The following is a 13,767-nucleotide window of genomic DNA, read 5'->3' as shown; positions in this document are numbered from 1 at the left end:
TGATATTAAGTTCTTGGTTTTGAAATATAGATTCCTCAACACCTCTCTCTTATTTAGGAGGAGTAGTTTCGGATTTGCTTGAGTCTTTTTTTGATTTTTCACTGTTTAGCTTTCCTTTTTGAGTTTTAGTCTTTACCAATTCATTATCAAAAAGCATACGTACCGAAGGTGTATAGGTGTCATCGTACTGCCCCTTTTTTACAGAATATACAAAAGCGATAAAAAAAATGATAGCCACTAAAACACTTACGCTGATTAATAAATAAATGATGCTCATACTTAGTTTAATTATGTTGCAAAAATATCATGATGATTATCTTTAAAAGATGACTTTTGTCAGTTGTTGAGAAATAGTTAAAAAAAATAACATTTATCTGGCTATTACAGCTGTCCAAATTGGTTCTCGTCTATAGGTTCAACTCAAAATTGACTTTTCAAGACTTCCTTTTTTCATTTTTTTTCAAAGTCAAAAGTTGAATTTCCTGCCTAATAAAAAAGTGCTAAGTGTTGTAAAAATGACAATACTGATAGAACTTAATGGCATCAAGATAGCCGCTACCACAGGCAATAAATTGCCCGTAAGGGCAAAGCCGAGGCCAATGAGATTATAAAATAAAGAAAAGATAAAAGCGTATTTAATGACGCGGACAGACGCTTTTGAAAGCGACATAAAAGCAGGTAATTCTTTTAATTTACTCGCATCGATAATCCCATCGCAAGCTGGAGAAAATACGTTCACATTTTCAGAAACAGCTATACCGATATTACTTTGAGCCAAGGCTCCGGCATCATTAAGACCATCACCGATCATCATTACTTTTTTTCCTTGCTGCTGAAGCGCTTCTATGAAATTTAATTTGTCATCGGGTTTTTGATTGAACTTCAATTGTGCCGATTTTGGTAAGATACTTTTGAGATAGTTTTTTTCACCATCATTATCACCGGAAAGTATAACCAGTTCTGCTGTGTTGCTCATTTCAGAAAATAAGGCCTCCATTCCTTCCCTATAATTGTTATAAAAGACATAAGAGCCTTTGTATTCATCATTAGTACTTACGTGGACTTCTGTGTTTGTAGCATCTTCTTCTTGCTCCCCACGACCTACAAAAGCATAGCTACCAGCCTTTACACTCGTACTACCGTAAACTCCAACAACACCCTTTCCTGTTACTTCGTTAAAATTATCTAACGTACAAATACCCTGACTTTGAAGCATTTCATACAATGCCCTGCTCAAAGGGTGGTTGGACGCCCTTAAAGTACTCGTAAGAACTTGCTGCTCATTTTCGGTGAGTGTTACTCCTTTATAAACGATGAGATTCTTCTGATGTGAAGTGAGTGTTCCTGTTTTATCAAAAACCACCGTGTCAACTTGAGCCATTTGCTCGATAAGACTACTGTCTTTGAGGTACAGCTGTTGTTTACCAAAAATACGCAACATGTTTCCTAACGTAAAGGGAGCCGCTAAAGCAATGGCGCAAGGGCAGGCTATGATTAAAACTGCAGTGAACACATTGAAGGCTTTTGAGGGATCCAAAAAGAGCCAAATAATCGTAGCAACAAAGGCTATGCTTAAAATACTAATGGTAAAGCGACGACTAATCTGATCGGTTAGGTTTTCGAAAGGAGTGGCTTTGGTCTTACTAAACACTTCATTATTCCAAAGTTGAGTAAGATAGCTTTGCTCAACGGCTTTAGTCACGTCTATTTCTATGATTCCAGCTTTTTGCTTCCCTCCTGCATAGATTTTATCCCCTAATTTTTTAGCAACTGGAGCAGCTTCACCAGTAACAAAACTATAATCGATTAATGCATTTCCCTTCATCAAAATTCCGTCTGTAGGAATAAGCTCGTGATTTCGAATCAAGATGCGGTCGCCGGGTTGGATCTCGTAAACAGGGGTTTGAAGTTCAATTCGTTTTGTTTCGGTAGGTTCACTTTGACTAACGCAAGTGTCTTCATCGACAGCAGACTCACTTTTGATAAGCTGAGTGACTGCAATGGGAAAATAGGACTTGTAGTCTCGCTCAAAAGATAGAAAAGCATACGTTTTTTGCTGAAAAAACTTTCCTAGCAATAAAAAAAATACCAAACCTACCATACTATCGAAAAAGCCTGTCCCCCAATCCATTATTATTTCTAAGGTAGAGCGAAGGAATAATACCAAAATTCCAATAGCAATAGGCACGTCTATATTTAAAATTCCAACACGCAAGCCTTTATAGGCTGAAATAAAATAATCTCTCGCCGAGTAGAAAACCACCGGTAACGCAAAGACAAACATCAACCAGCGAAATAAAAATTTAAACTCGTCTAGCCAGAACTCACTCACTTCAAAATATTCTGGAAAGGACAAAAACATAATATTACCAAAGGCAAACCCCGCAACTCCCAGTTTATAGATAAGAGATCGGTCTATGTTTTTTTCTTTTTTACTGAAATCTTCCAAAGATATATTGGGCTCGTAGCCAATTCTACAAAGCAGAAGAACCAATTCCTTCAAGCAGATCTCTGAAGAATCATAAGAAATACGAATAGATTTCTGAGGAAAATTCACTAGACCACTTTTAACGGCTGGATGCAGTTTATCTAAGTTTTCGAGCACCCAAATGCAAGAGCTACAATGAATGTTAGGGATAACAAATGAAACAACTTGGGTCTCCTGCTCGTCGAACTCCAATAACTGATCTATAATATTTTGATTATCTAGATAATCAAAACGGCCTTCAAAATCTAGAGGGGTTTTACCGGGAGTAGCCTGGAGATCATAATAATAGGTAAGATCATTCTCGTTGAGAATGTCAAACACAGTTTTGCAACCATTACAACAGAAAGATTTCTCTTGATGTGCAATTGCTGGTTCAGGGCAAGTATCGCCACAGTGATAACAAGTTTCCATAATTCACTCTATTCCTCTTGCAAAAATGCCAAGAAATGCATCCTTAAAAGATGATTTTTGTCAGTTGACAATTAATTTTTTTTTAGGAATAAATTAATATACTACTGAAAAGAAATGGCTATATTAAAATAAAAAAATTATGAAGATTACTGGTATAACATGCTTAGGTATTACAACATTCATCTTATTAACTGTGATTATTTTTGCAATGATGAACTTGTCTTTTGGATGGATTTTTTATGCAACCTGTCTGGGGCAAATAGCATTGGTTTATAGTGTCTACAGAGTCCTGAAAGATGATTACACTACTGAGAAAACTTTTAGTGACTTTTATGAAGATAGACCTGATTTAGGAGAATAATACCACTTATTCTCAACAACTATATTTAGACTATATGGAGGAGCATGAAAATTCACGCTGCGAAAATTGTATCATTAGACAAATCAATAGTTTTAAAGCTCTTAAAAAAGAGGAGTTAAAGCAAATGTCTGATCATAAAGAAACAAGGAAAGTTAAAAAAGGGGAAATTCTTTTTAAAGAAGGGGAACGGTTGAGTGGTGTTTATTGTGTGCGCAGTGGGATCTCAAAACTTTCCAAGCTAAGCGATAATGGTAAAGATCAAATTGTGAAATTAGCTGGTAAAGGTGAAGTTCTTGGCCAACGATCTTTAATCACTTCAGAACAGACCAACTTATCGGCTACAGCTTTAGAAGATATGGATGTGTGTTATATACCCAAAAACCACATCCAAGAGAGTCTTATGCAAAATCCAGTATTTACAAATACTGTACTGAAGCGAATGGCCTCCGAACTTAAAACTGCCGACCATACCATTGTCAATATGGCTCAAAAAAGCGTGCGTCAACGTTTAGCTAGAGGCCTACTCTATTTGGGTGATAGTTTTGGGACCGACGAAGACGGCTTTTTGTATCTTCAACTCTCCAGATCAAATCTGGCAGATATTGTAGGAACCGCCACAGAATTACTTATTCGCACTTTAACCAAGCTAAAAAAGGAGGGCGCTGTTTCTATTTCGGGTAAACGAATCAAACTGGAAGACAAAAAATTACTTTACGCTATTGCGGAAGGGATTTAAAACTTCCTCACTTTAGTTGTGCTCGGGGAATACCTTAAATTCATTTCAACTTAAAACCCTGTCTAGTCCTGAAGCTGAAAAGAGCTTTGGGCAGGTGTAAATCCATCCACATATTCCATGGTTTGGCTCCCGTCCTCACTCAATTGCAAATAGTTAAATCCTGAGACAAATCCTTTGTCCTCACTAATGAAATAAATATTTGCAATGTCACCAACACCAGCTGGTGTGGGCGACAGATCTGTCCATATTGCCACCTTAATGGTTTTTAAAACTGTGGTACAGTCCGAAGTTGTCCAGCCAGTAGTTTCATTAACAAAAATAAATAGCATGCAACGGTACCGTGGTTCCCAAAGGGATGGTGGGACAAGTCTCAATTCCGTTATTGGCCACTAGTGTATCGTCACTCTCTATTATAAATATGTTGACGCCATTAGTGGAGCCAATGGTCTTAAAATTCGTTGGCCAGGTTCTAGTATTTTACTCTACTCAGGTTTCTCCATTAACCCTTTTTTCTTGATATTAAAACTACTTCCATTAGACAAGGAACTTACTGCGTACCTAGTTGTTTTGTTAAGCATTAGCACAACTAAAAATGTTTGCCTTGGTTAAAGGTAATATTGGTTTCCCAATCTTGTGCTTTTGAGTTTAGTCCAATGAATAAAAAAGACAGTAAGAATAAGATTCTAGTTGTTTTCATAATAGTTTAGTTTATTTAAAGATCCAAAAAAAACCTACTAGTCATTAGTTGCGAAAATTCTTAGGCTTTCTAATTTGAAAAGGATATGTAATCAATTTCAGTTACCTTCAAAGGTGCGTTTGGTTTTTAGTCTGCCAACAAATCAGCTCCATGAGCGATTCCAGTTCCTGCTGGTAAAAGACCATTGCGAGGGTATGTTTCATTTTTTGTATCGGAATCTTGCGTTTGAGAATCCTTCTTTGGCAACACTATTCTTAATAGTGCACTTCAATTTTGGATACAAACTGTTTAAAAGTATTCATTTCTCTTGTGGTAAACTCAAAAGGGATCGTGTTGAAGCAAAGAGGATATACATTGCCACTTTTACTTTAGGCGAACTGTCCGTTCAAGTTTTTTGATAGTGTCTTTGTACCTCCGCACACAAGCCTTTTTTAGTAACAATCCATCTTCAACTGTCCATTATGCTGAAGTTCATCCAAGCCAATCTTGGTGTATTCAGAGAGTAAATTTTCCAACACATCTAAAATATCGTGTTGCATCGCAAGCGAACCACAAATCATAACCACACCACCTTCCTGAACCGTTTTTAGAACAACATCCTTTTGTTGTATTATCAGATTTTGAACATACCCATTACGTCCTTCTCTTGAAAAAGATTTATGGATTTTGTTTTTTTGATTTTTTGAAATAATCCCATTAAGAATGTCATCATAAATAGCTGAAGAAGCTACTGTTCTACCACCCCAAAATAAGTTGATTGTTGTGTCTCTGTTCTGTTCTATCATCCCTAAGAATGGGGCTATCCCAGTTCCGTTAGCTATCAATACTGCGGAAGCTGATTTTTTAGAGAAGTGGAAATGAGGGTTGATGTCTATAACCGCCTGAACAGTATCGCCCTTATTCAAGTTATGCAAATACGAAGAGCCTTTACCAAATTCGTGTTTCTTTACACTTAATAGAATATTGTTGCCCATTCTAGCAATGGAATATTGACGAGGGATATCCGTTCCCACTGGAAAAACGGACAATAAATCGCCTGAAGTAAAACTTGTTTTTTTCTTTGGTTTCAGTCTGATTAGGAACGTGTCATCTACATTTAATTCTGTGCGCTCAACTACCTTAAATTTTTTTTTTCATAGTTCCGTTTCTTGACCTTTGGCTTTTCAACAGAAAGTGAAATACGTAATAGTTTACTCAATTGTTCGACCCATCTTTCAAAATCAGCAACGTCTGCATTGTTGATTTTATAAAGCGGGAACAAGGGCTGAAAATCAGGATGTATTTGCAAAAGTCGCATCCACTTTTATAGCAAATTTGCAATAGTCTGGATATTCCAATGAACCGAATCCTACTACGGAATATCGGATTTTGTTCGGTTGCTGGACAGTTGGAAAAATAGCTTCAAACTTCCTAGCGTTAGAAGGGGGTTCGCCTTCGCCGTAGGTCGCAGTAAGGATGATGATGCGTTTCGCTTTCGCGAAAGTGCAATACTTATTCAATTCGGTCAGATAGACTTTTTTGCCAGCAGCATTCAAACTAGTATAAAGCCGCCTTGCAAAATCGAACGTTGTTCCCGTTTCTGAACCTACTAAAATGACCAATTCACAGTCGTCTTTATCTGGCATTATGGAAATAGCTTTCACTTTTTTTCTGCGTTTCAAGGTCATCGCAAAGCCTGAGTATATAAAGAATAGAATGGACGCACTGGCGAGTAGCAAAATAACAGACCAAAAGACGTTTCCTTCGCCTGTATGCAGCATCCAACTCAAACGGGATGCCAATGCTACAAAAGGATAATCGGCACTACTTATAATCTGTCCTGTTTGTTGGTTTACCTTTAGTTCCTTATCCTTTAACTCAATTTGATAATACTCTTCAGGGTCTTCGGAAAATGGGAATTCTACTTTTCTTATTTGGTCGAGCGTGGTTGTCTTGAAAAATGGAACATCGCTAATATGCTCAAAACGTTCTGCGGTATCTGTATTACTAATTTCTTTATGCGTAATAGTAGTATTGGGTAGCAATTCAAATTTTTCTGCGGAAAGATAGACCCCTGTAAAAGCAAGAATAACAATCGGAATAAAAAACCATCGGCTTAAAATAACGTGGTAGCGAAGTTCAAAATAATCCTTTTGAACTTTTGAAAAAAGACGCTTAAAACCGCCTTGTCTTTTGGCGAGAAGCAATACTCCAGTAATGGTAATTAGTAAAAGTAAAAGCGAAATTAAGCCCACAAAAAACCGTCCGATGCTTTTAAGAAAAAGAGAACGATGCAGATTGGTAGCAAAACTATAAATGAAGGGTCGCTCTTGTACCTCGCCCAATTGTACGCCTGTGTTTGGGTCGATGTAGATATCGAGCATTTCCATTTCCAGAGTAAGAACAGAGGCCTTTACAAAACCAGACGATTCTAATTCGAGTACAAATACGTCGTCGTAATTTTCTTTTAAAGCATCAATTGTAGTGCCCAACGATACTTCATCCAAATCCTTAATGGCATACCCTTTCGCTTGATGCGAAATAGGTTCAATCGCCAAAATCACGCCTGTAACCGAGGCAATGATTAAAAACAAAGATGAAGTAAGGGCAAGTACAAAATGACTGTATCGCCAAATAGAAATGGTCATAGGCAATGTTTACTGCGGAAGCATTCTTATATAGCGAATAAACCCTTTTCCCTCTTTTTTGGTTTTGAGATTTTCTGTGGTCAACTCAAATTGAATATCAGCTGCATAATAGTCTTGGTCTTCTACCGAAGTTTCAAAGCGCAGGCTATATCCTTTATCAATTTTATCGGCTGGAATTTGCAATACAGTAACGGTACGTTCGCCACCTCTTATCGTCGCACTCGAAATAGCATCGATATTAGGGCGATATTTCCCGTAGAATTTCCACCATTCAGGGATTTCACTAAACCATTCACTGTCTTTGCCTTGCACGTAAAGGGTCTCTTCATAATCTCCAGATGGATTCAATAAAGAAACAATCACATAAGCACCTTCGCCTGTGTAATTGGTCATTTGGATAAGGCATTTTACAGCTTTGTTTTCAGTAGTTGTAAATGCCGATAGTAATAGTCCTGCGAGTACCATTGCAGGGATAATTTTAAATAGTGTTTTCATCAAGCTAAATTTTTAAGGCCCAACTTGTCCCGAATTTATTTCGGGATTATGGGCTTCATATTACTTTAAAAAATTCAAGGAGGTGTTTTGTTTTTGTAAGAGTTCATTTTCGCTGGCCAAGTCAAAAACCGTTTCTTCAAAATCGGTATTGATTTTAGTATCAGCACCTTTTGAGATTAGGTATTTCATCATCTCTTCATTTTCAGCTTTCATTGCTGCGAGGTGCAAGGCAGTTAATCCTTCATCATTTTTTGAATTGACATCAATATTAAATGCTGAAAGACGTTTCAATACCCCTAAATTATTGTCTTTGGTAGCAAGATGAAATAGCGTGTTTCCTTCAGCTTGCGTGGTGTTCAGCTGTACACTTTTTTCTTGAAGTAGTTTCAATTTGGTATCAAATTCATCGGGTTTTCTGCTATCAAAAGAGGCTACTAAATAATAAGCGATGGTATTGCCTTTATTATCTTTTGCACTTCGATGGCCCTCAGTATAAACTTCAGCATCACTTCCGTTATTCAATAAGAATTCTGTCACTTCTGGATTGTTACGCTGAACTGCAAGCATTAAGGCCGATTGTCCTTCATTATTTGTAGTATTGAAGTCTTTTACGGTTTTGGAAAGTAGTTTTACCATTGCCAGTTCATTGCGAGAAGCTGCATTAAGAAAGGGTGTATTGCCTTCGGCATCTTTTAGGTTAACATCTGCACCGGCAGTTAGGAAAAGTTCAAAAATCGCTGGGTCGCTATTGTTGTACGCCAATCTATGTAAGGGAGTGTAGCCGTCTTTGGGCACGATATTAGGGTCAAGACCAAGACTTTTCAAATACTCATAAACTGCCAACGGATTACTATAACCACGTCCGCCTTGTGCTGCGAATAAAAAGGCGTTCCCCCCTTTTTTATTCGATGATTTATAATCCACCCCTTTCTTAATAAGCAATTTCAGAAAATCAATATTTCCTTTTTTGGTGGCGTAATTGAAAATACCGTTGCCATCCTTATCTGTGCTATTAAGTTTTAGACCTTTTCTGGTGAAGAAATTCAGCTCTTCTTCATTGGAGAGTGATGACGAAACCAGTAAAAGTAGGTTCGCACCACTTTCATTTTTCTCGTTAAGAAGATTTACACCGCGACTTTCAAAAGCCTCATACAGGGCTTTGTTTTTCTGACCTGCATTTGCTGCAAAGGCAAGTGGCGTATAACCGTGACTGTCTAATTTCGTAACAGAAGAACCCTTATCAAGTAAAAAATTGACCATTTCCGTTTGTCCGGCATAGGCCGCCCAATGCAAGTAGATACGGCTGTCGTGGGTCTTTTTATCAACCGGATTTCCCTCAAAAGACAAGAGGTGCTTTACGATAGCATCATCTGCCTTTTCAAGTAACGCATAGATTACGGCATCAAACGCATTCTCATTTAAGGCAGTTGCATCATTGCCTTCAGCGATTTTTTGATTTACAGTTTTCAAGTCTGGATCACCCTTCCAGAAGGAACGGTCAAGTAATACATTGTCTTGTTGTGCGACTGCCACTATGCTCATAAAGAGCATAGCAAGCAGCGCTACATTTTTCAAAATCTTCATCGGACTATTTTTTTACAAAGGATTCAATGACTTCATCAATTTCGGCTTCTTTTTCATAGCCTTCTTCTTCAAATAAAAACTTATAGAGCGGCTTATTGTCCACTTTTTCTTCAAGAACAAGGTCTTTATTACGGCCATAAACTTCATCCCATTTAGCACGAACTATAGCCCATTTCTGGTCATTGTCCTTCCACCATTGTGAGGCAGCAGCACATTTGCTGTCATCTACTTTTACATAGGTGTTATATCCTTTTTCCTTAGCCAATACGATATCCTCCTTGCCAGTCTCACGGATAATTTTGGTATTATCCTGGTCGTGTACCCAACCGTAGTCTGTAATTTCCTGACGGTTGCCACGCATCAAAAGATTATAATCACTTCTGGTGGTATATTCCCGTCTCGCCAATGGTGCAGGTGTGGTGTTTTCCCAATAACTTTTACCATCTACGTGAACCCAAGAGGCAGATCCTTCATAACGCGGGCTGTCATCTACTTGAAATACTTTCTGTGTCCATTGTCCTTTGACTTTAGAAGCAGATGATTTTTCAAAAGTCCACTCATTATCTGCGTTGTAAGAGTATAAATCTGTGTTCTCAAACAACCAATCTTGACGCCAATGCTTTATAATCATAGGTTCGGCAGGATTACCTACTTGTAACAAATGCTGAATTTGGATTTTATCATCTTCATCGGTCACTAATTGGGCCCATTCCAAACCTTTGTCCACTTTCGTTTTTGAGGGCTTGTAAAGTGAATCGTTGCTGTAATTAAAGGTCTCTGCAAAGTTAAAAGTGACCTCATAACAGCCACACATATTCTTGATGGCTTCGCGGTCTTCTTGTTTTTTTGATGTTTGAGAAATTGCACTTATCGAGAATAATAGTGCCAATAGAGTGTAAAAAGTGGTTTTCATGAAATATGATTTATTGATTTATAATTTATTCTCAAAAATAGTTATTTTTATTAAATCTAAATAACAATAATATATATATTTGCGCTCTATTAAGATTGGTTATAAATAAAATGAAGTATAAACGCCTAATTATAAACACTTTGACCATTTTATCTTTTTTAAAAGCAGTTTCCCAAGAGGTCATAGATAGCACCCAAATCAATAATTTAGAGGAAGTTATCCTTACAGCCACGCGTACAGAAAGACAACTTTCTTCATTACCAATGCCAGTAACTTTAATTTCAAAAAAGGAAATTTTACAATCGGGTACAATTCGCTTAAATGAGATATTAAGCGAGCAAACAGGAATTATAACCGTGGCCGATGAAAGTGGTTTTGAGGGTATACAAATTCAAGGTATCGCATCAGATTATATTTTGATTCTTATAGATGGTGTGCCTCTTGTGGGTAGAAGTGCAGGAAATTTTGATTTGAGCAGGCTCACGGTGGGCAATATCAAACAGATTGAGGTGGTAAAAGGACCTTCGAGCAGTCTTTACGGTTCTGAAGCTTTGGGGGGTGTCATCAATATTATTACGGAAAAACCAAAATCTGAAGAACTGCAAGGAAACGTTTCTTATCGCCTAGGCAGTTTTGTACAACAAGATATCAACCTTGATATTAAACAGCGTTTTAAAAAGTTGCGTTACGGCTTTTTTGCCAACCGATTTTCCAGCGAAGGTTATGACTTAAACCCAGAAGCAGAAGGTCAAACGGTCAATCCATTTGAAAATTATACCGTTAACGGACGAGTGTATTATGACTTTAATGACAAGCTATCTTTATTCACATCTACACGATTTTATGACCAAGTACAGGATGCTGGATTTACCTTTAACGATGTTCTGTTTGAAGGAGATAGCAAAGAACGGGAATGGAATGCCCACGCAAGGCTCGACCAAAAATGGAACGAAAAATTCACGACAGCTTATGAATTTTATTATACCAATTATGTAGCTAATGAGCGACTTGCCAACCCAATTACTGAAGAGGTGTTGAGCGATAGTGATTTTGACCAAAAATTATTACGACCAGAAATTCGTGGAAATTACGCTTTCACAAATGCGGGAATGCTAACGGCAGGTTTGGGTTTTCAATATGATGCTTTGGACAGAACGTTTTTTGATGAACGCGTAAGTTTTAACTCGCAATATGTCTATGCACAATATGACTTCAATCCTATAGAACGACTAAATGTTATTGCTGGTGCTCGTTTTGACAATCATTCGGAATATAGTAATCAATTTAGTCCCAAACTGGCAATGCGTTACAAATTGGGCGATGCATTCGCTGTAAAAGGGTCGGTAGGCTATGGTTTTAAAGCGCCAGACTTTAGACAGTTGTATTTTGATTTTACCAATTCGGCAGTGGGTTATACAGTTCTCGGATATAACGTGGCTTTGGATAAATTACAAGAGCTTCAAGAACAAGGACAAATTCTTAATGTGTTAGTTTCGGAAGATGACCTAAATAATCCGTTAGAAGCAGAAAGTTCTGTTGGTTATAATTTAGGATTGACCTTCAAAGAAGGCAAATGGAATAGCGAACTTAATTTCTTTAGAAACGATATTAAGAATCTTATCGATACACGCATTATTGCCCGTAAAACCAACGGTCAAAATATTTTTAGTTATGTCAATTTTGATGAAATCTATACCACAGGATTTGAAATCAACACGGGGTATAAAATAACCGATGCCATTAATGTAAGTGCTGGCTATCAGTTGCTTTACGCCTATGATAAAAATAAACAACAAGATGTAGAAGATGGTCAAGTATTTGCCCGTGATCCCGGGACAAACCAGACCGTGGCGGTCACGCAGTCCGATTATTTTGGGCTCGTGAACCGCTCACGGCACAATGCCAACTTCAAGGTGTTTTATGATATCGCTGGAGTTGATGCTAAGGGAAATCGGAGTACAATAGCAAACATCAATCTACGACTTCTATATCGAAGCAAATATGCTCAATTCGACACTAATGGAAATGGACTTATCGATTCTTATGATACCAGTTTTATAGATGGTTTTGTAACGGCAAATGTAGCGGCCAGCAAAACCTTTTATACAGATTTCACATTACAGGTTGGAGCAAATAATCTTTTGGACTATACCGATAACAATATCCCGACGTTGCCGGGAATTCAAGGATACATTAAACTCAATTATCAATTTTAACCCGCCTGCCGTCGGGCAGGTCTTTAAACACAATCAGAATGAAAACAATTAAAACAGTACAAACACTAGCATTAGCAGTATTATTTATGGCATTTACATCTTGCAGCAGCGACGATGACAATATACCAATAACCGACCCTGTTCAAGCAGAACAGGTCAGTAACCTCTTTGCACCTCAAACCGGTGGTCAAGGTACTGGACAAGATGAAGGTGGGCCATTTACAAAATTTGACTTTGAAACTGGGGCAGAAACTACCAGCGATACAGAGTGGGACATTGCCTTTAGAGGTACGACTATTGCGATAAATGGAGGAATAGCTACAGGTACAAATGATGAACCTACAAGAAATGGCGATGCTGGTGCGAGCATTGTAACTGGAACTTTTGACAGCATTAATACTGCCGATGGATTGACATTTGCTCAGGATACCGCTTCAGGATTTGCAATCCCAACAGGAAGCGATAATGGATGGTATAATTACGACTTTATGAATAATATAATTATGCCTATTCCTGGTAAGATGTTAGTATTTAGAACTCGTGATGGTAAATATGCAAAGATTGAAATTCTAAGTTATTATAAAGACCAAGACAATTCTAATCCTGCAAATGGGCGTTATTACACCTTTAATTATGTTTATAATCCAAATGCGGGCGAGACCTCTTTTGAGTAACTTTATCTGATTAGTTAGCCAACGAAGCTCATCTGTAATGGATGAGCTTTTTTATTCTAAAAGTTCATAACACTATCTAAGGCGTCTTCGGCATCTGTATGGATGAAGTTGGTTTTTATTTTAAACTATTTTAAGCTTAAGGATAATGACAATCTTAGATGAACTGTCTCTTTTGAACTTCGCAATTTCATTTAGTGGTGTTCTTACCAATCTTAGAATTTGATCCTTACTGTATTTTTTAAGTTTTCGTTCTCGAATTAAAGCCTCTTTCTTGTCTGGAAAAGACTGTAAATAAACTAATTTCCACGGTCCTTTATTCGCTGTGTAACGACTTGAATCTTCATTATGCTCTCTCAATCTATGGAATGGTCGGATGGAATATCCCTTATAGTAGCTCCCTACTTTGGAAGAGTGAATGATGTAAACAAAATGTTTCATAATGTCCTAAAATAACATAAACCTATGAATGTTATTCACATTCACAACACAACATCTTAAAAAAAAGCGGTATGGAATCCCAATGCCTAGGGATCACAGAGAGATTCGAACTCGTCCCCAATGCCTT

At 37.6% G+C, this 13,767-nt stretch carries 13 protein-coding genes and 1 pseudogene; 4 read left to right on the top strand and 10 right to left on the bottom strand.

Translation table 11 applies throughout. The features are described from left to right. Window positions 1-49 precede the first annotated feature (49 nt). Window positions 50-277, bottom strand: a complete 228-nt coding sequence (gene ccoS / locus PGOND44_RS02195; protein WP_003436110.1) for a cbb3-type cytochrome oxidase assembly protein CcoS — start codon at window positions 275-277, stop codon at window positions 50-52. Window positions 278-466: 189 nt separating this feature from the next. Beyond that, window positions 467-2,899: a heavy metal translocating P-type ATPase gene (locus PGOND44_RS02190; protein WP_040555691.1), complete on the bottom strand. Its 2,433-nt coding sequence runs from the start codon at window positions 2,897-2,899 to the stop codon at window positions 467-469. Between the two features lie 139 nt (window positions 2,900-3,038). Here PGOND44_RS02190 and PGOND44_RS02185 point away from each other — a divergent pair, with 139 nt between their 5' ends. Then, window positions 3,039-3,260: a hypothetical protein gene (locus tag PGOND44_RS02185; protein WP_003436107.1), complete on the top strand. Its 222-nt coding sequence runs from the start codon at window positions 3,039-3,041 to the stop codon at window positions 3,258-3,260. 34 nt (window positions 3,261-3,294) lie between these two features. Beyond that, window positions 3,295-3,996: a Crp/Fnr family transcriptional regulator gene (locus PGOND44_RS02180; protein WP_003436105.1), complete on the top strand. Its 702-nt coding sequence runs from the start codon at window positions 3,295-3,297 to the stop codon at window positions 3,994-3,996. A 62-nt stretch (window positions 3,997-4,058) separates the two neighbouring features. Here PGOND44_RS02180 and PGOND44_RS02175 read toward each other — a convergent pair whose 3' ends face one another. The 7 genes and pseudogenes from PGOND44_RS02175 to PGOND44_RS02155 all read right to left on the bottom strand — a co-directional run bounded on the left by PGOND44_RS02175 (window position 4,059) and on the right by PGOND44_RS02155 (window position 10,312). Continuing rightward, complete coding sequence (locus PGOND44_RS02175; RefSeq protein ID WP_003436103.1) at window positions 4,059-4,325, bottom strand: hypothetical protein; 267 nt, start codon at window positions 4,323-4,325, stop codon at window positions 4,059-4,061. Window positions 4,326-4,800: 475 nt separating this feature from the next. Continuing rightward, window positions 4,801-5,043: pseudogene (locus tag PGOND44_RS16045) on the bottom strand (DUF6686 family protein); the annotation flags it as partial. An 81-nt stretch (window positions 5,044-5,124) separates the two neighbouring features. Next, on the bottom strand, window positions 5,125-5,667 hold the full coding sequence (locus PGOND44_RS14935) for a ferredoxin reductase domain-containing protein (RefSeq protein ID WP_162138430.1): 543 nt from the start codon (window positions 5,665-5,667) through the stop codon (window positions 5,125-5,127). 297 nt (window positions 5,668-5,964) lie between these two features. Next, window positions 5,965-7,320: a PepSY domain-containing protein gene (locus PGOND44_RS14925; RefSeq protein ID WP_081606504.1), complete on the bottom strand. Its 1,356-nt coding sequence runs from the start codon at window positions 7,318-7,320 to the stop codon at window positions 5,965-5,967. Window positions 7,321-7,329: 9 nt separating this feature from the next. Continuing rightward, the gene (locus PGOND44_RS02165; protein ID WP_003436101.1) at window positions 7,330-7,815 is read right to left on the bottom strand and encodes a DUF2271 domain-containing protein; all 486 of its coding nucleotides are present in this window, start codon (window positions 7,813-7,815) and stop codon (window positions 7,330-7,332) included. Window positions 7,816-7,875: 60 nt separating this feature from the next. Then, window positions 7,876-9,399 (bottom strand): ankyrin repeat domain-containing protein, encoded by a 1,524-nt coding sequence (locus PGOND44_RS02160; protein WP_003436099.1) that lies wholly within the window; start codon window positions 9,397-9,399, stop codon window positions 7,876-7,878. Between the two features lie 4 nt (window positions 9,400-9,403). After that, a complete protein-coding gene (locus PGOND44_RS02155) occupies window positions 9,404-10,312 on the bottom strand; it encodes a DUF6607 family protein (protein ID WP_003436098.1) in 909 nt (302 codons plus the stop codon). 110 nt (window positions 10,313-10,422) lie between these two features. On the opposite strand from PGOND44_RS02155, the gene PGOND44_RS02150 reads away from it, so the two are divergent. Next, entirely contained in the window at window positions 10,423-12,528 is a 2,106-nt protein-coding gene (locus PGOND44_RS02150) for a TonB-dependent receptor plug domain-containing protein (protein WP_003436096.1), read from the top strand. Window positions 12,529-12,566: 38 nt separating this feature from the next. Further along, on the top strand, window positions 12,567-13,202 hold the full coding sequence (locus PGOND44_RS02145) for an HmuY family protein (RefSeq protein ID WP_003436095.1): 636 nt from the start codon (window positions 12,567-12,569) through the stop codon (window positions 13,200-13,202). A gap of 120 nt (window positions 13,203-13,322) precedes the next feature. Here the strand turns inward: PGOND44_RS02145 and PGOND44_RS14920 are convergent, their stop codons facing one another. Next, complete coding sequence (locus tag PGOND44_RS14920) at window positions 13,323-13,640, bottom strand: GIY-YIG nuclease family protein (protein WP_003436093.1); 318 nt, start codon at window positions 13,638-13,640, stop codon at window positions 13,323-13,325. Between the last annotated feature and the right edge of the window lie 127 nt (window positions 13,641-13,767).

The sequence above is a fragment of the Psychroflexus gondwanensis ACAM 44 genome, from assembly GCF_000355905.1.
GTDB lineage: Bacteria > Bacteroidota > Bacteroidia > Flavobacteriales > Flavobacteriaceae > Psychroflexus > Psychroflexus gondwanensis.
This window is presented reverse-complemented; position numbering and strand designations above follow the sequence as displayed.